This is a genomic window from Herbaspirillum chlorophenolicum (genome assembly GCF_001189955.1).
Lineage (GTDB): Bacteria > Pseudomonadota > Gammaproteobacteria > Burkholderiales > Burkholderiaceae_D > Herbaspirillum > Herbaspirillum chlorophenolicum.
In genome coordinates this window covers 36,401-56,895 of record NZ_LFLT01000014.1, presented here as the reverse complement: position 1 = coordinate 56,895, position 20,495 = coordinate 36,401, and the positions used below count along the sequence as shown (strand labels likewise).

The following is a 20,495-nucleotide window of genomic DNA, read 5'->3' as shown; positions in this document are numbered from 1 at the left end:
GCGCCAACTTTATCTACAAGGAACCGATACATGAAACTGAATCACGCCCTCCTCGCCCTGATCGCCGCCGGCACCGTCGGCTCCGCCTTCGCCGCCGACACCTATACCATCGACCCGAGCCACACCTATCCAAGCTTCGAAGCCGACCACATGGGCGTGTCGATCTTTCGCGGCAAATTCACCAAGACCAGCGGCACCGTGAATCTTGACCGTGCCGCCAAGACCGGCACCATGGAAATCACCGTCGACACGTCTTCGATCGACTTCGGCCATGCCAAATTGAACGAGCACGCCAAGGGCGCCGACATGTTCGACGTGACCAAGTACCCGACTGCCATCTACAAAGGCACCGCCATCAAGTTCGACGGCGACAAGCCGGTATCCGTCGAGGGAACGCTGACGCTGCATGGCGTGACCAAGCCGTTGACTCTGGCCATCAACAAATTCAACTGCATCCAGCACCCGATGCTCAAGCGCGAAGTCTGCGGCGGCGACGCCTCGGCCAGCTTCAACCGTGCCGACTTTGGCATCGACTACGGCGCGAAATACGGCTTCTCCATGGAAACCAAGCTGGCCATCCAGGTCGAAGCGATCAAGAGCAACTGATCAGCCTCGCAGCAATACGAAAGCCGATGCCCTGTGCGTCGGCTTTTTTTATGCCCATAGACATCGAGAATTCTTGCAGTGGATCATTGAGCCAATGGTCAGGATGCCGCACAATGGACTCGCATTCGCCGTTTTGCAGCTCTGCAGAACTTTTTAAAACGCGCTAATCTAGCGCTGTTCCAAAAGGATCAAGTAGCATGTCGATAGCAGACCTCCGTAAAGATTACAGCCGCGCCAGTTTGTCCGAACTCGAAGTCGCCGCCGATCCAGTTGATCAATTTGCAATCTGGTTCGATGAAGCGACCAAAGCACAGATCCCCGAACCCAACGCAATGAGCGTTGCCACCGTCGGGCCCGATGGAAGACCGTCTTCGCGCATCGTATTGATCAAACAATTTGATCAACATGGCTTTACCTGGTTTACCAACTACGACAGCCGCAAGGGAAAGGAAGCCGAAGCCAGCCCGTACGTAGCCTTGTTGTTTCATTGGGTCGAACTTGAGCGCCAGGTTCGCATCGAAGGAAAGATAGAACGCGTCACCAAGGAAGAAAGCGACGCGTACTTTTCCAGCCGTCCGCTGGCCAGCCAGTTGGGAGCGATCGCCTCCCGGCAAAGCCAGGTAGTCGCGGATCGCAGCACGCTGGAACAGCAATACGAAACGACGAAGCAGCAACACGGCGACCATCCGGTTCGTCCTGCCCATTGGGGCGGTTACCGGGTCATCCCTGATCGCATTGAATTCTGGCAAGGCCGGCCATCGCGCATGCATGATCGCGTGCTCTACATCCGCACAGACAGCGGGGAATGGCAGCGGCAGCGCCTGCAGCCCTGATTCCTTGAACAGGGCTGTTAAGCATTCACGTCACTACGCGGAGGAAAATCGTGTTTTGGGAAAAGAAGCTTAACGCCTGGGTAGAAAATGTTCGCAACGCATCGGCACTGCCGCTCCGGCTGGTGCTGTGGAACGGCCAGCAATACGACTTCAGCCAGGAAGCCCCTGAAGTCACGCTGAAAGTACCCCAGGCATCAGCCATCACCTCGCTGCTCAATCCCTCTCTCGCCAACCTTGGCGAAGCCTATGTCGAGGGCAAGATCGAAGTCGAAGGCGCGGTCAAGAACATCATCAGCGTCGCCAACGCGCTGGCGTCCAACACGCTCAAGGCCGAGGGCAAGCTGGGACGCATGGTACGCAGCGTGACCCACACCAAGAAGAAGGACGCCGAGGCGATCCAGTACCACTACGACGTCTCCAACGACTTCTACAAGCTGTTCCTCGACGAGCACATGGTGTACTCCTGCGCCTACTTCGAAAACGGCGACGAGGATCTCGCTACCGCCCAGATCAAGAAAATCGACCACATCCTTAACAAGATCCAGCTCAAACCCGGCCAGACCCTGCTCGACATCGGCTGCGGCTGGGGCGCGCTGGTGATCCGGGCAGCGCAGAAATTCGGCGCCAAATGCGTGGGCATCACCCTGTCGCAAAACCAATACGCGCTGGCCAAGGAGCGCGTGGAGCGCGCCGGCCTCGCCGGCCAGGTTGAAATCCGCCTGCAGGACTACCGCGATGTCACCGGCACCTTCGACCGTATTACCAGTGTGGGTATGTTCGAACACGTCGGCATCAAGAACCTGCCACTCTATTTCAAACAGATCAACAATCTGCTGGCCGACGGCGGCATGGTGATGAACCACGGTATCACCACCACCGACATCGACAACGGAGAATCGCCTTACGGCGCGGGCGAATTCATCGACAAGTACGTGTTCCCGGCCGGTGAGCTGCCCCACATCAGCGTGGTCTTGAAGACCATGCAGGAGGGCGGGCTTGAAGCATTCGACGTGGAAAACCTGCGCCGTCACTACGCCAAAACCTGCAGCATGTGGGCCGATAATTTCGAAGCCAACACCGAAGCCATCCGCAAAGTCACCGACGAGAAGCACTATCGTATCTGGCGCGTCTACCTGGCAGGCAGTGCTTACGGTTTCGAACGCGACTGGATCTCGCTGTACCAGGTTGTCTGCACCAAGACCAACACCAGCGCGCAGGGCTTGCCATGGTCGCGCAACTATATCTACGGCCAATGAGACGGATGCGCTACCTCCGTTTCCTGCCCTATTGCTGATAGAGAAAGAAGGATCCGCATCAAATAAAAACGGGCGTACGGCTTACGCCGGCGCCCGCTTTTTACATCGCACGAAAATCTCCGGGAGCTGCTTCCCTTATTCCGGCTTGCTCTTGTCTGCGAATACCTCGCGCAACTTCTCCAACTTGGGCGCCACGACAAAGGCGCAATATCCCTGGAAGGGATGCTGCTGGAAATAGTTCTGGTGGTAATCCTCAGCCTTATAGTAAGGCTGCGATGGACTCAGCTCCGTGACGATAGGTGCATCCCACACCAGTGCCATCTCGGCAATGATGTGCTTGGCAGTGTCGTGCTGGATTTCGTTCTGGTAGTAGATGACCGACCGGTATTGGGTACCGACGTCGTTGCCCTGGCGATTCAATGTGGTCGGGTCATGAATGGTAAAGAATATCTCCAGGATTTCCCGGTAGCTGATGCTTTGCGGATCGAAACGCAGTTTCACCACTTCCGCGTGGCCGGTCTGGCCACCGCAAACCTGCTCATAACTGGGATTGACGCCCGCGCCTCCCGTATAGCCGGACTCCACTGCTTCGATGCCCTTGACCTGCTGATAGACCGCCTCCAGGCACCAAAAACAACCGCCGCCCAGTACTGCGATTTCACTAGCCATATCGACCTCCCAATCCTCAATTGCCATTGCGTTAGTTAAAACTCTAACGCAAAACGGTAGCGACGTGCGCTTTGTTGATACAAACCAATATGACAATGACCCTATATTCACGCCTGCCCGCGGCAGGACTTGCCGCGATCCGTTATCATGCGCATATCCGGCTTGCTCACTTACCATGCGCAGCCATTTCGAATCAAACTCCATACTTTCGATGCACACACGCTTTCCGCGCGCTGAGTCTCGCGAATTCGACGCTGCCCATTTCCGTCAGGCGCTGTCCCAATTCGCCACCGGCGTCACCGTCATCACTACGCGCCTGGCCGACGGCACCCTGCTCGGCCTGACGGCCAGTTCGTTCAATTCGGTTTCGCTGGCTCCCCCGCTGGTACTGTGGAGCCTGGGAACCCAGGCTAATAGCCTGCCTGTGTTTTCAGGTAATTCGCACTATGTCATCAATATCCTGGGCGCCGACCAGGCACACGTGGCGCAGCAGTTCGCCAGCAAGAAGGAAAACCGCTTCGAAGGGATCCCTTATTCACTCTCACGCACCGGCCAACCTGTACTAGATGGCGTGTCTGCCTGGTTCGAATGCCATAACCGCAGCCAGTATCCTGAAGGCGACCATGTGATCTTCGTAGGGGAGGTAGAACACTGCGAGGTCAATCCGCAGGCAGCCCTGGTTTTCCACAATGGGAGCTTCATCAGAACCGGGGAAATCTAACCCTACTCAGCATGCTGCCTCGGCCTCGATGGCGCAAACATGACATAAAAAAAGCGCCCAAGGGCGCTTTTTTATTCGGCTCTGGCTGGATCAGAACTTGTAGCCGACAGACAGGAAGCTCACGATAGGATTGATCGTCAGGCTCGTGCTGGAGTGCGTGGTACCGCCTGCGGCCGCCGGCAGTTCAGTAGTAATGTCGGCATTGGTCTTGAGAGGCAGGTAAGAAACCGAGAGAGCCACGGACCAGTTCTTGTCGAAGTTATAGGTCGCACCGATGTTGAACACAGGCGCCCACGACGAACTCAATTTGGCGCTGGACTTGGCCGTAGCAACTGCGCCGCCGCTGTACTTGCTGGAGATGGTTTGCTGGAAGCCGTTGCTCAGTTCGATGCTGTCATACCAGACATAACTCACACCAGCGCCGACGAACGGGCGGAATTTGCTGTTGCCATCGCCGAAATACCACTTGGCCACGACCGCCGGACTCCACTGCTTGGCCTTGCCAATCTCACCAACGCCTGCCAGAGTGCCTGTGCCATTCAGCTTGAAGGTCGGAGGAATACCGAGGTCAGTCGTCAATGCGAAGTTATCGGTAAAAAAGTGGGTGAAAGCAAAGCCGAGGGTATCAGCGTTGGTAATCGTCGCTCCCGAACCTGGAATCGGGCCAGCTCCCGGGCCGTCATTCTTACGCAGAGTTTCGCTCGAATCCTGCGGCATCAGGTGGAACCACCCCAAGTTCACAATATTACTGCCGGCGGTCTGCGCCATGGCAGGTGCAGCGCATGCGGCCATCACGGACAACGCGGCGATTTTGGGCAAAAGGGAAAATTGTTTCTGCATTTCTGTCTCCAAGAATTGAGGGCTGTGCCCAGATTTTTTATTCCCGCCGGCTGGTGTCGGTAGGTGGTTTCTCAACGGTTAATTTACCGCTTTTGATTTTTTTGCATCACTCAGGGCGACTGATACCTCCCCCGATATTTACATCTGCCAAACAAAAAGAACGCGCGTGCTATTCTTTGAAGATACTATGCCAGCTTTGTGACAATTTGTATAGACGATGTCGGCCGGTGTCTTGTTTTGACAACCAGCAACTGACCGGAAGGTCAGTACCAGTATGGACGGCAGAGCTTCAGGGGAAGAAAAGACGGCGCGCTCAGGCGCCGGTCAGACGCGACAGGATGCCGATGGAATCAAAGGCGGCGCGACGCAAGCGGTCGTTGACACCTTGCCATTGTCCCGTCACGGGAAGGGCCTCGACGACGATGATGTCGGCGCCGGCGTGGTCCATGTCGCGCAAGGCGGCATAGATGTCATGCGCATAGGCGTCTGCGTCTTGCGGCATACGCCGCGCGGCAAACACTTGGGACGGTTGCAGCGTGCGGTGGATCAACGCCACTGTCTTGTTTTGCGCATGGAGCTTGGCGAGCACCTGCGGTACCTCTTCCGGATTGACCTGCACTACCGGCGTATGCGGCGCATAGTGCGCATCCAGCGTACCCGAAGCACGTGGCGCAGCGGCGTCCGGCGCAGCAGGCGCGGTGCCCAGCACCGCGGCAATTTGCTCAGCACTGATTTGGCCCGGACGCAGCAGCACCGGACCGTGGGTATCGATACGGCTAAGGTCGACAATGGTCGACTCGATGCCGACCTCACTCTGGCCGCCGTCGAGCACGTAATCGACCAGGCTGTTTTCATCGCCGCCAAACTCTTCGCGTACATGCTCGGCGGTGGTGGGGCTGACGTGTCCGAATTTGTTGGCTGAAGGGCCCGCGATGCCGCCCTTGCCGCCGCGGAATTCGCGCAGCAAGGCCTGCGCCACAGGGTGCGATGGACAACGCAAACCCACCGAATCCTGACCGCCGGCAACGGCGTCGGGAATATGCGGCGCACGCTTCAAGATCAAGGTCAACGGGCCCGGCCAGAAAGAAGCGATCAAACGGCGCGCCTCTACCGGCACCGATGCTGCCCAGTAGCCGATATCGGCCTCGGGCGCAACGTGCACGATCACCGGATGGTTGGCCGGACGCCCCTTGGCGGCATAGATCGCGGCGATGGCGGCAGGATTCTCAGCATCGCCGCCGAGACCGTAGACCGTCTCGGTCGGGAAAGCCACCAGCTTGCCCTGCTCCAGTTTGCGCGCGGCCAGCATTACTGCTGCCGCATCGATCTGCAACTGCTGAGGATTGTGCTTGTCGTCGCTCATGCCCGATTCCTGCCGGCTCAAAACGCGATGCCGAGGATGGCGCAAGCGGCGGCAAGCTGCTTCTGCGCATCTTCAATAGTGGCGCCGGTGAAGGTCACGTGACCCATCTTGCGGCCGCGGCGCGCCTCGGCTTTGCCGTACAAATGCAGATGCGCACCGGGCAGCACCAGCACTTGATCCCATGCCGGTTCACGCACGCTCTCGCCTTCGTACCAGACGTCACCCAGAATATTCAACATCACCGCCGGCGAATGCTGGCGCGTGTCGCCCAGCGGCAAGCGGGCCATGGCGCGCGCCTGCTGTTCGAACTGGCTGGTGACGCAGGCGTCGATGGTGTAGTGGCCGCTGTTATGCGGACGCGGCGCCATTTCATTGACCACCAGCGAGCCGTCCTGCAGCACGAAGAATTCGATGCACAGCACACCTACGTAATGCATGCCTTCGATGATCTGCAAGGCCGCCTGCTGGGCGCGCACGGCAGCGTCTTGCTTGATGTTGGGACCGGGGACGGTAGTGGTGAACAGGATGCCGTCGCGATGCACGTTCTCGGCGATCGGATAGACCACGGCCTGGCCGTCATCCCCGCGCGCCACCAGCACCGAGACCTCATAGGCCAGCGGCAGCATCTTTTCCAGCACGCAGGTCACGCCCTTCATGTCGGCGAAAGCGGCACGCACTTCGTCCAGCGTGCGTACGCGCACCTGGCCCTTGCCGTCATATCCCATGCGGGCGGTCTTCAGGATGCCGGGCAGCAGGTCGCCGCCGATGGCGGCAATGTCGGCTTCCGAACTGATGACGAAATGCGGCGCCGGCAACACGCCGGAACGGTTGCCGCATTCGGTAAAGAAGGCCTTCTCGGCGGTACGGTCCTGGGCAATCGATACGCCGCTCGCGGCAGGCGCCACGAAGGTCTGGCCAGCCAAGGTCGCCAGGCTTTGCGCCGAGACGTTTTCAAATTCAGTGGTGACGGCAGCGCACAGGCCACCCAGCTCAGCCAGGGCACGGGCGTCGTCATAGGGCGCGGCCAGCAGGTGGTCGGCCACCTGGCCGGCCGGACAATCGGCATCGGCCTCCAGCACGGCGACCTTGAAGCCCATGCTTTGTGCGGCGTGGGCGAACATGCGGCCCAGCTGGCCGCCGCCCATCACGCCCAGCCAGGTGGCAGGCGTGGTCGAAGGAACGGCGGGCCGGGCTTGTTTCGGGGACTGCGTGGTCATACAGGCAATTTCATATCGAGGGCGACTTGCGTCTGGGTCTTGCGGAAGGCTTCCAGTTTGGCGGCCAGCGCATCGTCGGTGGTCGCCAGGATGGCGATGGCCGACAGTGCCGCATTGGCCGCTCCGGCTTCGCCGATGGCATAGGTCGCCACCGGAATGCCCTTGGGCATCTGCACAATGGACAACAGCGAATCCTCGCCGCGCAGGTACTTGGATGGCACCGGCACGCCCAGCACCGGCACGATGGTCTTGGCGGCCACCATGCCCGGCAGGTGGGCAGCGCCACCAGCACCGGCGATGATAGCGCGCAAGCCACGCTCGCGCGCGGTCTCGGCGTAGGCGAACATCTGGTCCGGCATGCGGTGCGCGGAGATCACCTGCGCCTCGAACGGGACACCGAAGTCCTTGAGGATGGTCACGGCATTCTGCATCACATCCCAGTCAGAGGAGGACCCCATGATGACGCCGACCAGCGGCTTGATGGCATTGCTCATGGCTCAGTCCTTCAGCGTGTTGCCGGTCAGGCGCTCCAGCGCTTCGCGGTACTTGGCGCCGGTCTTCTCGATCACGTCGGCCGGCAGCGCCGGCGCCGGCGGGGTCTTCTGCCAGCCATCCACGGTTTCCAGGTAGTCGCGCACGAACTGCTTGTCGAACGACGGCGGGGAGATACCTACCCGATAGCTGTCAGCCGGCCAGAAGCGCGAGGAATCGGCAGTCAGCACTTCGTCCATCAGGTGCAGCACGCCATTGTCGTCCAGGCCGAACTCGAACTTGGTATCGGCAATGATGATGCCGCGGGTGGCGGCATAGTCGGCAGCAGCGACGTACAGCTTGATCGCGACATCGCGGATCTTGTTGGCCAGCTCGGTGCCGATGCGCTTTTCGGTTTCTTCAAAGCTGATGTTCTCGTCATGCTCGCCGAGATCGGCCTTGGCAGCCGGCGTGAAGATCGGCTGTTCCAGCTTGGACGCCTGCTGCAGGCCGGCCGGCAGCTTGATGCCGCAGATCGCGCCGGTCGCCTGGTAATCCTTCCAGCCCGAACCGATGATGTAGCCCCGCACCACGGCCTCCACCAGGATCGGCTTCAAGCGCTTGGCCACCACGGCGCGTCCGCGCACCTGCTCCACTTCGCCGGGCGCCACCACCGATTCCGGATCGACACCGGTCAAGTGGTTGGGCACGATATGGCCCAGCTTCTCGAACCAGAAGTCGCTCATCTGGTTCAGTACTTTGCCTTTGCCCGGGATCGGCTCGTTCATGACGACGTCGAAAGCCGACAGGCGATCGGTAGTCACGATCAGCAACTTGTCGTCGCCGACGGCGTAGTTTTCGCGGACCTTGCCAGTGCCCAGGAGAGGCAGGGAAGTAATCGAGGATTTGTACAGACTGCTCATGGTGGTATTCCGTAAAGTCAAAAACCGGGACCGCTGTGAACGGATCCCGGTTGGTTAGTGCGCGTGCGTCGAATTACTGAACGATTTGCGCCAATTCGCCCTTCTTGTACTTCTCTGCAATCTTCTCCAGCGGCAGCGCCTTGATCTTGCCGGCCTGGCCTTCGCAGCCGAACGATAGGTAGCGTGCCTTGCAGACCAGCTTTGCCGCTTCGCGCGCCGGCTTCAGGTAATCGCGCGGATCGAACTTGGAAGGGTTCTCGAACAGATAGCGGCGGATCGCGCCGGTCATCGCCAGGCGGATGTCGGTGTCGATGTTGATCTTGCGCACGCCGTGCTTGATGCCTTCCTGGATCTCTTCGACCGGCACGCCGTAGGTTTCCTTCATGTCGCCGCCGAATTCGCGGATCTCGGCCAGCAGTTCCTGCGGCACCGAGGAAGAACCGTGCATCACCAGGTGGGTGTTGGGGATGCGGGCGTGGATTTCCTTGATGCGGTCGATTGCCAGGATGTCGCCGGTTGGCTTGCGCGAGAACTTGTAGGCGCCATGCGAAGTACCGATAGCGATCGCCAGCGCGTCGCACTGGGTCTGCTTGACGAAGTCTGCAGCCTGGGCCACGTCGGTCAGCAGTTGCTCACGGGTCATCTTGCCGTCGGCGCCGTGGCCGTCTTCCTTGTCGCCCATCATGGTTTCCAGCGAACCGAGCACACCCAGTTCGGCTTCCACGGTCACGCCGATGGCGTGCGAGAACTCGACCACCTTGCGCGAGACTTCGACGTTGTATTCATAGCTGGCGACCGACTTGCCGTCTTCCATCAGCGAGCCGTCCATCATCACCGACGAAAAACCCGACTTGATCGCGGCCATGCACACCGCCGGCGACTGGCCGTGGTCCTGGTGCATGACGACCGGAATGTGCGGATAGGCTTCGACCGCCGCCGAGATCAGGTGGCGCAGGAAAGCTTCACCGGCATACTTGCGGGCGCCGGCCGAGGCTTGCATGATGACCGGCGCGCCGACTTCATCGGCCGCCTGCATGATGGCGGTAACCTGCTCCAGGTTGTTGACGTTGAACGCTGGCAGGCCGTAACCGTTTTCGGCGGCGTGGTCCAGCAATTGACGCATGGATACGAGAGGCATGATAAAAACTCCAGAACGATAAAAAATCAGTACTCGCCGACCCGCAGGATCTTCAGGGCGTTGGTGCCGCCGACTTGGCCGATGGGCTCGCCCCAGGTCACGACGATCAGGTCGCCCTTCTGCACGACGCCTTGCGCCAGCAGCAGGTCCTGCACGCCCTTCAAGACCACTTCGGTGTCGGTCGATTGGGCCAGTTCGAAGGTACGCACATTGCGGTACAGCGCCGCCTTCTGGCGGGTGGCCACATTGGGCGTGATGGCGAAAATGGGAATGTCGATGTTATGGCGGCTCATCCACAGCGCGGTCGAACCCGACTCGGTCAGCGCGGCGATGGCCTTCACGCGCAAATGGTGCGCGGTGAACAACGCGCCGTACGCAATCGACTGGTCGATGCGGGTAAAGCGCAGGTTGAGGAAATCGGCATCCAGGCGGACATCTTCGGAGCGCTCGGCTTCCAGGCAGATGGCCGACATGGCTTCCACGGTTTCCACCGGATACTTGCCGGAGGCGGTCTCGGCCGAGGTCATCACCGCATCGGTGCCGTCCAGCACGGCGTTGGCGACGTCGGACACTTCCGCGCGCGTGGGTACGGCGTTGACGATCATCGACTCCATCATCTGGGTCGCGGTAATGGTCAGCTTGTTGCATGCACGCGCCATCTTGATCATGCGCTTTTGCAGGCCGGGCACGGCAGCATTGCCGACTTCAACGGCCAGGTCGCCGCGCGCCACCATGATGCCATCAGAAGCGTCGAGGATTTCCTGCAGGAGCGGGATCGCTTCTGCGCGTTCGATCTTGGCGATCATCATCGGCTTGTGGCCGAACGGCTCGGCGGCAACGTTGGCCAACTGGCGCGCCATTTCCATGTCGGTGGCGTTCTTGGGGAAGGAGACGGCGACGTAATCGGCCTGGAAGCTCATCGCGGTCTTGATGTCGTCCATGTCCTTGGCCGTCAGCGCCGGCGCGGACAGGCCGCCGCCCTGGCGGTTGATGCCCTTGTTGTTGGACAGTTCGCCGCCGATCTTGACCACGGTGTGGATCTCGTTGCCCATCACGCGCTCGACTGTCAGCACGATCAGGCCGTCATTCAGCAGCAGCACATCCTCGCCCTTGAGGTCGCGCGGCAGCGCCTTGTAGTCCAGCCCCACGCGCTCCTGGTTACCCAGTTGGCAATCGGCGTCAAGAATGAACTTGTCGCCGTTAGCCAGCATGACACGGCCGTTCTCGAACTTTCCGACGCGAATCTTCGGGCCCTGCAGGTCGGCCATGATGGCAACCTTCTTGTTGCATGCGTCAGCCACTTCGCGCACCAGCGTGGCGCGGTCGATGTGGTCTTGCGGCTTGCCGTGCGAAAAATTCAGGCGCACGACATCGACGCCCGCACGGATCATGCGAGTCAGGGTTTCACGGTCGCTGGACGCTGGGCCGATGGTTGCGACGATTTTTGTTGCTCTGGACATGAGGACTTTCTAGTTTCGACTTAGTGAAGAAGCCCGCCAGATCCCGGCATAGGTATCGGGACTTGGCGGATGGCTTCCCGCCCCGGGATGCGCGTCTCCGGCGCATCCTGTGATTGGTGATTACTGCGCGCGCTGCTGCAGGATTTCGACGGCCGGCAGCGTCTTGCCTTCCAGGAATTCCAGGAAAGCGCCACCGCCGGTCGAGATGTAGCCAACCTTGTCGGCGATGTTGTACTTGGCAATCGCGGCCAGGGTGTCGCCGCCACCGGCGATCGAGAAGCCCCTGGAGGCGGCGATCGCACGCGCCAGCGCTTCGGTGCCCTTGCCAAACTGGTCGAATTCGAACACGCCCACCGGGCCGTTCCAGACGATGGTACCGGCACTGCCAAGCTGCTCGGCCAACAGCGCTGCGGTTTTCGGGCCGATATCGAAAATCATGTCATCGTCGGCCACGTCTTGCGCATTCTTGACGGTCGCAACTGCCGTCGGCGAAAACTCCTTGCCGCATACCACGTCGACCGGGATCGGCACCGAAGCGCCGCGCTTGGCCATCATGTCGATGATGGCCTTGGCATCATCGATCAGGTCAGGTTCGGCCAGCGACTTGCCGATCTTCAGGCCGGCAGCCAGCATGAAGGTATTGGCGATGCCGCCGCCGACGATCAGGTTGTCCACCTTCTCTGCCAAGGTCTTGAGGATGGTCAGCTTGGTCGACACCTTGGAACCGGCCACGATCGCCACCAGCGGGCGTGCCGGCTGGTTCAGCGCCTTGCCCAGCGCATCCAGCTCGGCCGCCAGCAGCGGGCCGGCACAGGCCACCGGCACGAACTTGGCCACGCCATGCGTGGTGGCTTCGGCGCGGTGCGCGGTACCGAATGCGTCGTTGACATAGATGTCGCACAGCTTGGCGATCTTTTGCGCCAGTTCGTCGCTGTTCTTCTTCTCGCCCTTGTTCAAACGGCAATTTTCCAGCAAGACCACCTGGCCCGGCGCGACATCCACGCCATCAACCCAGTTGGAGACCAGCTTGACCTCGAAACCCAGTAGTTCGGACAAACGCTTGGCGACCGGCGCCAGCGAATCTTCCGGCTTGAATTCACCTTCCACCGGACGGCCCAGATGGGAAGTCACCATCACCGCGGCGCCAGCCTTTTGTGCATCGCGAATTGCCGGGATCGAAGCGCGGATGCGCGTATCTTCGGTGATATTGCCGGCATCATCCTGCGGTACGTTGAGATCGGCGCGGATGAAGACGCGTTTTCCTTGCAACTGGTTGGTAGAAATCAGGTCGCTCAGTCGGTTGAATTTCATAGGTCCAAATTCGAAGGTGGGGGCGAAAAATGCCGTATTTTACTCCAGCCTGCCTGCTTCCAGATGGTTTCTGGGGCCCGGCCGGGCGGTAATTCGCCCTGCGCGCTTGCAGGGCCGGCGGCGGTGCGGAAGAATTCAGGTTGCCGTACTGACAACAACTCACAATATCAATCTCAATACTGTAAAGAGTGCCATTCCGGCCACAATAGTTCCCAGGAGATGCCGCGTCGCAACGAAGAAAACTGCGCCGCCGATGCCTGCCAGCAGCTTGGGATTGGCCAGGCTGACGTCGACGATGCCTTCGGCAGCCACCAGGTCGGGGATGACAATGGCCGCCATGGCCGCCGCCGGTGCGTAGCTCAAGGCATGCTTGAGCCGGGGCGGCAGCTTGACGGCATGGCCGAACAGAAAGAAACCGCTGCGTGTAATCAGCGTAGACAAGGTCATGAGCGCGATTGCCGCCCAGATATACCAGTCGCTCATGTTGCCACCTCGCCATCCTCATCGTCTTTGTCGCGCACCGGCAGGAACTTGTCCACCGTCAGCGCCGCCGCCATGCCCATGACCATCGCCGCCAGCAAACCCAGGCGATAAGGAAAATGCAGCGCCAGCACCGCCACGGTGCCCGACACCACCACGCCCACCAGCGCGGGCAAGTTGTTGGTCATCGGGATCATGATGGCAATCAGCGCCAGCGTGCCGGCAAAACCGATATTCCAGCTTTCCGGGATCTGGCTGGCCAGCAGGATGCCGATGGTCGCCCCCAACTGCCATGCCACCCAGCCGGGATAACAGATGGCTGCGAAGAAACCGATCTTGCCGGCCGGTTGGCCCACGGTGTGGTTAGGGAAGCGCTGCGGAAAAAACGCCATCGAGATATCGCCATTGAAAAAGCCGTACCAGATCCGGCGGTACCAAGGCAAATGCTCGAAATGCGGAGCCACGGCGGCAGAGAAGATGACGAAGCGCAGGTTGACGATCATCGCCGTGAAAAACACCACCAGCAACGGCGTGCCTACCGCCAGCAGCGGCAATACCGCGAATTGCGCCGAACCGGCATACACCAGGAGACTCATGCCCAGCGACTGGAAAATGCTCATTCCCGACTTGACCATGGCCATCCCCGACACGATCCCCCAGGCGAACACCGCCGGTATGGTCGAGGCACTGGCCCGCCAGCCTTCCTGAAACGCCTCTCTTTCGACGCGGCGCGCCTCCAACAGCGTGGCGCTGTCAGATGGCGCGGTGGCGCCCGTCTCCTTCTGCATTGTTATTTCCGCTTTGCGCTTGATGAAATGGGTAGCCGCGTCTGTTGCAGACGCTGGCTTGCCTTACAGCATTTTTACCCAAGCCAGTCATTCTACAGATGAAAGTTTTTGCTCGCTTGAATCCGCTAAAATGGAGCTCTTTCGTTCCGTTTTCCGATTATTCCCCGAGGAGACATCCATCATGTCCATGGCAGACCGCGACGGCAAAATCTGGAAGGATGGCGAGCTGATCGACTGGCGCGACGCCACCATCCATGTGCTCACCCACACCCTGCATTACGGCATGGGCGTATTCGAAGGCGTGCGCGCTTACAAGACACCGCAAGGCACGGCGATTTTCCGCCTCAAGGAACACACGCAACGCCTGTTCAACTCGGCCAAGATCTTCCAGATGAACGTGCCGTTCGACCAGGAAACCATCTATGAAGCACAGCGCCAGGTGGTACGCGAGAACAAGCTGGAGTCCTGCTACATCCGCCCGCTGGTCTGGATCGGCTCGGAAAAGCTGGGCGTATCCGCCAAGGGCAACAAGATCCACGTCGCCATCGCGGCCTGGCCGTGGGGCGCCTACCTGGGCGAAGACGGCATCGCCAAAGGCATCCGCGTGAAGACCTCGTCGTTCTCGCGCCACCATGTCAATGTGTCGCTGGTGCGCGCCAAGGCCTGCGGCTACTACATCAACTCGATCCTCGCCAACCAGGAAGCGCTGGCCGACGGCTATGACGAAGCGCTGTTGCTGGACACCGACGGCTACGTTTCGGAAGGCTCCGGCGAGAACGTCTTCATCGTCAAGAACGGCCGCGTGTACACGCCCGACCTGGCCTCCTGCCTGGATGGCATCACCCGCGACGCCGTGCTGACCATGGCGCGCGACCTCGGCATCGAAGTCATCGAAAAACGCATCACGCGCGACGAAATGTACTGCGCCGACGAAGCCTTCTTCACCGGCACCGCTGCCGAGATCACACCTATCCGCGAGCTGGACCACCGCACCATCGGCAACGGCGCGCGCGGCCCCATCACCGAGAAACTGCAGTCACTGTTCTTCGACGTAGTCTCAGGCAAGGCGCCACAATATTCGCACTGGCTGACACTGGTGTAAGCCATCCGGATTCATTCACCGCATCAACGTTTCAACGCTCAAACAGCATCACCTACGGAGAAAAACATGAGCCAAGCTCAAGCATCCCAGGCAGTCGTCCAACTTGAAGGCAAGGACCTGCCGGCCCACTGCCCCAACCCCAACATGACGAGCTGGTCCTCGCACCCGCGCGTGTTCCTGGAACTGGACGACCACGGCGCGGCCAAGTGCCCGTACTGCGGCACCCAGTACCAGTTGAAACCGGGCACCGTGGTCAAGGCCCACTGAAACAAAAACAAAGAGGGCCGATGGCCCTCTTTTCATCTGCTTCGGAGATTTCCATGCCCCGCGCCAAAATGATTCACGGCTCCCCCGATGAAATCGAAGCCGCGTACTACGACGCCCTCTCCCGCGCCGACCTTGAGGCGCTGATGGACCTGTGGGCCGAGGACGAGGAGATCGTTTGCATCCACCCCGGCGCCCAGCGCCTGGTGGGACACGCCGAGATCCGCTCGGTGTGGGAAGAGATCCTGGGCAATGGCGGCCTGCATATCCAGCCGCGCCAGTTGCATGCCACGCAGAACATGATGACGGCGGTGCACAGCGTAGTCGAAGAGATCAACCACGGTGACGATCCGCAGCCCGAGGTGCATGTCATTGCCACCAATGTCTACATGAAGACCGCGCTGGGCTGGCGCATGGTGATGCACCATGCCTCAGTGGCGCCGGGCGCGGCGCCGGTCGAACCGATTTCCAGCGGCGCCATGCTGCACTGACACGGCGCCCTGTCGCCACCACTATCGCAACAAGGCTGCACTATGCTTTACACCTCGCCCCGCTGGCTTCCCGGCGGCCACCTGCAAACCATCTATCCATCGACGTTCATCGCCAAGCCGCCGGTTGCCTATCGGCGCGAACGCTGGGCAGCGCCCGATGGCGACTTCGTGGATGTCGATTTCGTCGACGGCAAACCCGGCCGCCCGCTGGTGGTGTTGTTCCATGGACTGGAAGGCTCATCGGACAGCCACTACTGCCGCTCGCTGATGGCCGAAGTACAACGGCGCGGCTGGCACGGCGCAGTGCCGCATTTCCGCGGCTGTTCGGGCGAGATCAATCTGGCGCCGCGCTTCTACCATTCAGGAGATTCGGCAGAGCTGGACTGGGTCCTGCGGCGACTCAAGCAGCGCCAGTCGGACCTGGGGGCCACGCATCTGTATGCCGCCGGCGTCTCGCTTGGCGCCAATGCATTATTGCGCTGGCTGGGCGAATCGCAGCATGAGGCCGAAATCGTCGACGCCGCTTGCGCGGTATCGGCGCCACTGGACCTGGCCGGCGGCGGCGCTGCGCTGGCGCGCGGCTTCAACCGCCTTTACACCTGGGTATTCCTGCGCACCATGCGGCCCAAGTGCCTGGTGAAACTGGACCAGTTCCCCGGCCTGTTCGACCGCGAAGCGCTGCTGGCCGCGCGCGACCTGTATGCCTTCGACAATGTGGTCACCGCGCCGCTACACGGCTACCGCAACACCGACGATTACTGGGACCGCGCCAGCGCCAAGCACATCCTGCACGACATCACGGTACCGACGCTGGTCTTGAACGCGAAAAACGATCCCTTCCTGCCGGCCCGCCACCTGCCCCGCACGGCGGCGGCCGAGGTGGTACTGGAGTACCCTGAACAAGGCGGACATGTGGGCTTTGCCGCCGGCGGACCGCCGGGGCGCCTGGACTGGCTGCCGCGCCGGCTGCTGCATTTCCTGGAAGGCAAGAGCGAGTCAGCCTTCACGGAACAAGAGGAACGCATTCATGGATGAGATCGTCCGCCAGGCCATGGCCAAATGGCCCAACGTGCCGCACTGCTTCGGCTGGCTGCGATTGGATGCGCGCGGCGGCTGGCGCATGCGCGACGAGCGCGCACAGCACCTCGACCTTCCCGGCGAGCGTATCGCGCATCCGGCCTTGCTGGCCTTCATCGAACGCAACTACGCCAGCGACGAAACCGGCCGCTGGTATTTCCAGAACGGTCCGCAGCGTGTGTATGTCGATCTCGAATTGATGCCCTACATCGTGCGCACCCAGCCCGGCACCGATGGCAGCACCGAACTCGTCCTGCACACCGGCCAGCGTATGGAAAAAATCGATGCCGCCTGGCTCGACGGACAAGGACGCCTGTATCTCAGCGATGGGAAAAAAACCGGTGCGCTGGACGACCGCGACATGTCGCACATGCTAAGCGCCCTGAAGGTGGAGGGCAGCGCCGATGAGGATGCACTGCTGCGCTGGATGGAAGGCAACGACACTGGTACTGTGCTCAGGCTTGAGCATGCCGGCCGTGCGGTTACCGTGCAGCGCCTGGATCAGAACGGACTGGCACGGCACTTCGGCTTTGTCGCCACACCCTGCCAGGAATGAAGTCTTGCGTTAGCCGCGATCCTTCATGTCCTTTGACTCATCCTTCCATTTTTCCTTCCACTCACGCTCGCGCGCATCGATCATGGCCTGATCGTAGAAGGTAGCGTCGGGCGCACGACGGGCGATCCCCAACTGTTCGATGGCGGCCAACAGGCTGCCATTCAAGGCATAGGCTTCAGCCAGCGCCAAATGCTGCAAAGCTTGCTTGCCCTGTGCCGCATAGACTTTCGCCAACTGTTTCTGGATCTGCGGATCGGTGCGGTAGAGCTGCGCCTGGTCGCGCAGATACGCCACCGCTTCGTCATAGCGCTTGGCGGCAATCAGCGCCTCGCCATATTGGCGCGCCATCACGCGCGAGATCGGAAACTGCTTGCGCATCGCATCGGCCAATTGCAGCGCCTGCTGGCCTTGCTTGCGGGCGATCTTGATGTCGATCTCCAGGCTTGAAAACATGATGCCGGTATTGAAGGGCTGCGACGCCTCCCGCGCCTCCTTCAGCATAACGTCGGCCTGCTCGAGCTTGTCCTGCCGATAGTAGACGTACGCCAGGCCGTACTTGGCAGACATCGTCTGCAGCTTGGTGTTCTGCTTCATCTGGCTCTGGAAGCGCTCCGCCACATCACGCAACCCCTGGACCGATTCGTTCTGCAGCACCTGGGTGCGTGCACGCACCAATTGGAATTCAGGATTATCTACGCGCTGCTTGTAACGCTGATCGCGGATGCGCGCCTCGATGTCGGCGATGCGCTCCGTCGTCAGCGGGTGAGTCAGCAGGTAAGGCGGCACGGCGTCGCTGAAATTGCGCGAGGCCGACTGCAAGCGGCCGAAAAAGGTAACCATGCCGGACGGATCGAAACCGCCATCGCGCATGATTTGCAAACCGATACGATCGGCTTCGCGCTCGGCATCGCGGCTGAAATTGAGCTGGCGCTGGATGGCCAGGCCGGTGCCGCCCATCATGGTTGCCATGGCGGCATCCCCACCGGCCTTGGAGACGCCCGCGAGGGCGCCCAGCACGATGGCCGCCAGCTGGATCATGGAATTCTGCTTCTGCTGCCCCAGCATGCGCGCGATGTGGCGCTGCGCGACGTGGCCGATTTCGTGCGACAGCACACCGGCCAGTTCGGATTCGGATTGCGCCGCCAGGACCAGGCCGCTATTGACGCCGATGAAGCCGCCCGGCAGCGCGAAGGCATTCAGCGTCGGATCGCGCACCATGAAGAACTGGAAATCGAAACCGGCTTCGCCGCGGACTTCAGGGTGGATTGCGACCAGGTTCAGGCCGAAATTGTTGAGGTATTCCGATACCGGGCCATCGTCGATGTAGTCGCGATCGCTGCGGATATCGTGCATGATCTGCTCGCCCAGCTTACGCTCCATCAACGGCGACAAGCCTTCGCGCTCGGTATCGCCCAATGTCGGCAACGTCTGTGCGACGCCGGCAACCGGTGCAATCGTCAGCGGAATGGTCGGCAGCAACAGCAGCGCGGCAGCAAGCACGCGCGCCAGTATTCTGCGCGCCGGGCGAAACGGGTGGTTAACGGACGAAATCTCGGATCGTTGCATGGACAAAATCTGAAAATAATTACCGTCGTGCCGAAATTCCGCAAAGCAGCGCGGCCAGACTCCCCGTCTGGACTAAAACGCGCCGCCCCCGGAACGCCGGCTGTTACTGCAGACGATTCCGGCACGCCTGCTATGATACCTGCTCTGTTTCCCCGTTCATCATTTTTCCCGGCAGATCTGCAATGACCACACCCAGCGACCCGCAATCCTCTCACGGCGGCCTCACCCATTTCGACCAGAGCGGCCAGGCCCATATGGTCGATGTCGGAGGCAAGCACGAGTCCCACCGGGTGGCCGTGGCCAGCGGCGTGATCCGCATGAAACCGGAGACGCTGGCCATCATCGAATCCGGCACGGCCAAGAAGGGCGACGTTCTGGGCATCGCGCGCATCGCCGCCATCATGGCTGCCAAGCGCACGTCGGACCTGATTCCGCTGTGCCATCCGCTGGCGCTGACGCGGGTGGCGGTAGAGTTTGAAACCAACGCCGCCGACTCCAGCGTGCTATGCACCGCGCGTGTGGAAACCTATGGCAAGACCGGCGTGGAAATGGAGGCGCTGACCGCGGTGCAGGTCGGGCTATTGACCGTCTACGACATGAGCAAGGCCGTCGACAAGACCATGGTGATGACCGATATCTGCGTAACAGAAAAGCGCGGGGGGAAAAGCGATATCAGCATGGCGCGGCCATAAGCTCTGCCGCCTGGAGTCTGGCCGATTTATCCCAATGAAAAAGCGCCCCGAAGGGCGCTTTTTCATTGATGCGGGGGCAATCGCCTCACCGTGAATCAGCCACGGCAATTGGCTGGCACAAAGCGCGCTTCCAGCGTGCCGGCGGCAAATTCGCTATTGCGCGGCGCTCCCTCTGGCGACGTTGCCTGCGCAACACCGGCTGCCGCGCACTGCCATTGGATGGAGGAACCGGTCAGGGTCGGGGTCAGCGTCAGTGTGCCGCCGTTGCCGACACGCTGGCTGAAAGTGATGGTAATGACACCACCCACGCCACGTGCTGCCATGGGGGTGACAGTAATGTTCTCCACATTCTCGGTTTTCGTGAAGGCCGGCAATCCCAGTTGCGCCACCGTGAAGGCACCATTGTTGGTATTCGCCTGCTCAACCACCGCCAGCTTGTAGGGCGCGACCAGATTCAGCCCCTCGGCTACCCGCGAACGCGCGATGTAATCCTGGAGCTGGGTAGCGCCAATAGTGGCGAGGATACCGATGATGGCCAGTGTCACCATCAGTTCGATCAGGGTGAAACCTTGTTGCTGGGATGTGCGGACGACGGTTTTCATTGAGTTCCTGTTTAAAAATGGAAGACGTTGCCAGTATCGGCAGCGCCCATGATGCAGCAAAGCGAAATA

General features: G+C 60.7%; 23 protein-coding genes. 10 read left to right on the top strand and 13 right to left on the bottom strand.

Features of this window, described 5'->3' with window-relative positions; translation table 11 throughout:
* Positions 1-30: 30 nt before the first annotated feature.
* The 3 genes from AKL28_RS11010 to AKL28_RS11000 all read left to right on the top strand — a co-directional run bounded on the left by AKL28_RS11010 (position 31) and on the right by AKL28_RS11000 (position 2,695).
* Positions 31-606, top strand: coding sequence for a YceI family protein (locus tag AKL28_RS11010; RefSeq protein ID WP_050468186.1), 576 nt, complete (start codon positions 31-33; stop codon positions 604-606).
* A 197-nt stretch (positions 607-803) separates the two neighbouring features.
* On the top strand, positions 804-1,439 hold the full coding sequence (gene pdxH, locus AKL28_RS11005; protein ID WP_050468185.1) for a pyridoxamine 5'-phosphate oxidase: 636 nt from the start codon (positions 804-806) through the stop codon (positions 1,437-1,439).
* 50 nt (positions 1,440-1,489) lie between these two features.
* Positions 1,490-2,695: an SAM-dependent methyltransferase gene (locus tag AKL28_RS11000; RefSeq protein WP_050468184.1), complete on the top strand. Its 1,206-nt coding sequence runs from the start codon at positions 1,490-1,492 to the stop codon at positions 2,693-2,695.
* Positions 2,696-2,830: 135 nt separating this feature from the next.
* Here AKL28_RS11000 and msrA read toward each other — a convergent pair whose 3' ends face one another.
* On the bottom strand, positions 2,831-3,364 hold the full coding sequence (gene msrA / locus AKL28_RS10995) for a peptide-methionine (S)-S-oxide reductase MsrA (RefSeq protein WP_050468183.1): 534 nt from the start codon (positions 3,362-3,364) through the stop codon (positions 2,831-2,833).
* Positions 3,365-3,575: 211 nt separating this feature from the next.
* On the opposite strand from msrA, the gene AKL28_RS10990 reads away from it, so the two are divergent.
* A complete protein-coding gene (locus AKL28_RS10990) occupies positions 3,576-4,085 on the top strand; it encodes a flavin reductase family protein (protein ID WP_050468182.1) in 510 nt (169 codons plus the stop codon).
* Positions 4,086-4,175: 90 nt separating this feature from the next.
* Here the strand turns inward: AKL28_RS10990 and AKL28_RS10985 are convergent, their stop codons facing one another.
* The 10 genes from AKL28_RS10985 to AKL28_RS10940 form a co-directional block, all read right to left on the bottom strand.
* Positions 4,176-4,925 (bottom strand): OmpW/AlkL family protein, encoded by a 750-nt coding sequence (locus tag AKL28_RS10985; protein WP_050468181.1) that lies wholly within the window; start codon positions 4,923-4,925, stop codon positions 4,176-4,178.
* A 313-nt stretch (positions 4,926-5,238) separates the two neighbouring features.
* Positions 5,239-6,288 (bottom strand): L-threonylcarbamoyladenylate synthase, encoded by a 1,050-nt coding sequence (locus AKL28_RS10980; RefSeq protein ID WP_050468180.1) that lies wholly within the window; start codon positions 6,286-6,288, stop codon positions 5,239-5,241.
* A gap of 17 nt (positions 6,289-6,305) precedes the next feature.
* On the bottom strand, positions 6,306-7,505 hold the full coding sequence (locus tag AKL28_RS10975) for a 5-(carboxyamino)imidazole ribonucleotide synthase (RefSeq protein ID WP_050468179.1): 1,200 nt from the start codon (positions 7,503-7,505) through the stop codon (positions 6,306-6,308).
* A complete protein-coding gene (purE, locus tag AKL28_RS10970; RefSeq protein WP_050468178.1) occupies positions 7,502-7,999 on the bottom strand; it encodes a 5-(carboxyamino)imidazole ribonucleotide mutase in 498 nt (165 codons plus the stop codon). The genes AKL28_RS10975 and purE overlap by 4 nt, the downstream gene beginning before the upstream one ends.
* A 3-nt stretch (positions 8,000-8,002) precedes the next feature.
* Positions 8,003-8,899, bottom strand: a complete 897-nt coding sequence (locus AKL28_RS10965) for a phosphoribosylaminoimidazolesuccinocarboxamide synthase (protein WP_050468177.1) — start codon at positions 8,897-8,899, stop codon at positions 8,003-8,005.
* A 73-nt stretch (positions 8,900-8,972) separates the two neighbouring features.
* Entirely contained in the window at positions 8,973-10,037 is a 1,065-nt protein-coding gene (fba, locus tag AKL28_RS10960) for a class II fructose-bisphosphate aldolase (protein ID WP_050468176.1), read from the bottom strand.
* Positions 10,038-10,063: 26 nt separating this feature from the next.
* Positions 10,064-11,497 (bottom strand): pyruvate kinase, encoded by a 1,434-nt coding sequence (gene pyk, locus AKL28_RS10955; protein WP_050468175.1) that lies wholly within the window; start codon positions 11,495-11,497, stop codon positions 10,064-10,066.
* 120 nt (positions 11,498-11,617) lie between these two features.
* Positions 11,618-12,808, bottom strand: coding sequence for a phosphoglycerate kinase (locus tag AKL28_RS10950; protein ID WP_050468174.1), 1,191 nt, complete (start codon positions 12,806-12,808; stop codon positions 11,618-11,620).
* 159 nt (positions 12,809-12,967) lie between these two features.
* A complete protein-coding gene (locus AKL28_RS10945; protein ID WP_050468173.1) occupies positions 12,968-13,291 on the bottom strand; it encodes an AzlD domain-containing protein in 324 nt (107 codons plus the stop codon).
* A complete protein-coding gene (locus tag AKL28_RS10940) occupies positions 13,288-14,076 on the bottom strand; it encodes an AzlC family ABC transporter permease (protein ID WP_050468172.1) in 789 nt (262 codons plus the stop codon). The genes AKL28_RS10945 and AKL28_RS10940 overlap by 4 nt, the downstream gene beginning before the upstream one ends.
* 181 nt (positions 14,077-14,257) lie before the next feature.
* Between AKL28_RS10940 and AKL28_RS10935 the strand changes: the two genes are divergently transcribed.
* The 5 genes from AKL28_RS10935 to AKL28_RS10915 all read left to right on the top strand — a co-directional run bounded on the left by AKL28_RS10935 (position 14,258) and on the right by AKL28_RS10915 (position 17,566).
* Complete coding sequence (locus AKL28_RS10935) at positions 14,258-15,178, top strand: branched-chain amino acid transaminase (protein ID WP_050468171.1); 921 nt, start codon at positions 14,258-14,260, stop codon at positions 15,176-15,178.
* A gap of 66 nt (positions 15,179-15,244) precedes the next feature.
* Positions 15,245-15,445, top strand: coding sequence for a zinc-finger domain-containing protein (locus tag AKL28_RS10930; RefSeq protein ID WP_050468170.1), 201 nt, complete (start codon positions 15,245-15,247; stop codon positions 15,443-15,445).
* A gap of 53 nt (positions 15,446-15,498) precedes the next feature.
* Positions 15,499-15,933 (top strand): YybH family protein, encoded by a 435-nt coding sequence (locus AKL28_RS10925; RefSeq protein WP_050468169.1) that lies wholly within the window; start codon positions 15,499-15,501, stop codon positions 15,931-15,933.
* Positions 15,934-15,975: 42 nt separating this feature from the next.
* Complete coding sequence (locus AKL28_RS10920; RefSeq protein WP_050468168.1) at positions 15,976-16,968, top strand: YheT family hydrolase; 993 nt, start codon at positions 15,976-15,978, stop codon at positions 16,966-16,968.
* Positions 16,961-17,566, top strand: coding sequence for a DUF2946 family protein (locus tag AKL28_RS10915; protein ID WP_050468167.1), 606 nt, complete (start codon positions 16,961-16,963; stop codon positions 17,564-17,566). The genes AKL28_RS10920 and AKL28_RS10915 overlap by 8 nt, the downstream gene beginning before the upstream one ends.
* A gap of 9 nt (positions 17,567-17,575) precedes the next feature.
* Here AKL28_RS10915 and AKL28_RS10910 read toward each other — a convergent pair whose 3' ends face one another.
* Entirely contained in the window at positions 17,576-19,132 is a 1,557-nt protein-coding gene (locus AKL28_RS10910; protein ID WP_050468166.1) for a beta-barrel assembly-enhancing protease, read from the bottom strand.
* A gap of 182 nt (positions 19,133-19,314) precedes the next feature.
* Between AKL28_RS10910 and moaC the strand changes: the two genes are divergently transcribed.
* Positions 19,315-19,824 carry a cyclic pyranopterin monophosphate synthase MoaC gene (moaC, locus tag AKL28_RS10905; RefSeq protein ID WP_050468165.1) on the top strand — a complete coding sequence of 170 codons (510 nt, stop codon included), beginning with the start codon at positions 19,315-19,317 and terminating at the stop codon, positions 19,822-19,824.
* A 95-nt stretch (positions 19,825-19,919) separates the two neighbouring features.
* On the opposite strand, the gene AKL28_RS10900 is transcribed toward moaC, so the two are convergent.
* On the bottom strand, positions 19,920-20,426 hold the full coding sequence (locus AKL28_RS10900; protein WP_050468164.1) for a pilin: 507 nt from the start codon (positions 20,424-20,426) through the stop codon (positions 19,920-19,922).
* Positions 20,427-20,495 lie beyond the last annotated feature (69 nt).

Coding starts and splice junctions, on each gene's coding strand:
- AKL28_RS11010 (WP_050468186.1), top strand. CDS start 31: ATGAAACTGAATCACGCCCTCCTCGCCCTGATCGCCGCCGGCACCGTC.
- pdxH (WP_050468185.1), top strand. CDS start 804: ATGTCGATAGCAGACCTCCGTAAAGATTACAGCCGCGCCAGTTTGTCC.
- msrA (WP_050468183.1), bottom strand. CDS start 3,364: ATGGCTAGTGAAATCGCAGTACTGGGCGGCGGTTGTTTTTGGTGCCTG.
- AKL28_RS10990 (WP_050468182.1), top strand. CDS start 3,576: ATGCACACACGCTTTCCGCGCGCTGAGTCTCGCGAATTCGACGCTGCC.
- AKL28_RS10985 (WP_050468181.1), bottom strand. CDS start 4,925: ATGCAGAAACAATTTTCCCTTTTGCCCAAAATCGCCGCGTTGTCCGTG.
- AKL28_RS10980 (WP_050468180.1), bottom strand. CDS start 6,288: ATGAGCGACGACAAGCACAATCCTCAGCAGTTGCAGATCGATGCGGCA.
- AKL28_RS10975 (WP_050468179.1), bottom strand. CDS start 7,505: ATGACCACGCAGTCCCCGAAACAAGCCCGGCCCGCCGTTCCTTCGACC.
- purE (WP_050468178.1), bottom strand. CDS start 7,999: ATGAGCAATGCCATCAAGCCGCTGGTCGGCGTCATCATGGGGTCCTCC.
- AKL28_RS10965 (WP_050468177.1), bottom strand. CDS start 8,899: ATGAGCAGTCTGTACAAATCCTCGATTACTTCCCTGCCTCTCCTGGGC.
- fba (WP_050468176.1), bottom strand. CDS start 10,037: ATGCCTCTCGTATCCATGCGTCAATTGCTGGACCACGCCGCCGAAAAC.
- pyk (WP_050468175.1), bottom strand. CDS start 11,497: ATGTCCAGAGCAACAAAAATCGTCGCAACCATCGGCCCAGCGTCCAGC.
- AKL28_RS10950 (WP_050468174.1), bottom strand. CDS start 12,808: ATGAAATTCAACCGACTGAGCGACCTGATTTCTACCAACCAGTTGCAA.
- AKL28_RS10945 (WP_050468173.1), bottom strand. CDS start 13,291: ATGAGCGACTGGTATATCTGGGCGGCAATCGCGCTCATGACCTTGTCT.
- AKL28_RS10940 (WP_050468172.1), bottom strand. CDS start 14,076: ATGCAGAAGGAGACGGGCGCCACCGCGCCATCTGACAGCGCCACGCTG.
- AKL28_RS10935 (WP_050468171.1), top strand. CDS start 14,258: ATGTCCATGGCAGACCGCGACGGCAAAATCTGGAAGGATGGCGAGCTG.
- AKL28_RS10930 (WP_050468170.1), top strand. CDS start 15,245: ATGAGCCAAGCTCAAGCATCCCAGGCAGTCGTCCAACTTGAAGGCAAG.
- AKL28_RS10925 (WP_050468169.1), top strand. CDS start 15,499: ATGCCCCGCGCCAAAATGATTCACGGCTCCCCCGATGAAATCGAAGCC.
- AKL28_RS10920 (WP_050468168.1), top strand. CDS start 15,976: ATGCTTTACACCTCGCCCCGCTGGCTTCCCGGCGGCCACCTGCAAACC.
- AKL28_RS10915 (WP_050468167.1), top strand. CDS start 16,961: ATGGATGAGATCGTCCGCCAGGCCATGGCCAAATGGCCCAACGTGCCG.
- AKL28_RS10910 (WP_050468166.1), bottom strand. CDS start 19,132: ATGCAACGATCCGAGATTTCGTCCGTTAACCACCCGTTTCGCCCGGCG.
- moaC (WP_050468165.1), top strand. CDS start 19,315: ATGACCACACCCAGCGACCCGCAATCCTCTCACGGCGGCCTCACCCAT.
- AKL28_RS10900 (WP_050468164.1), bottom strand. CDS start 20,426: ATGAAAACCGTCGTCCGCACATCCCAGCAACAAGGTTTCACCCTGATC.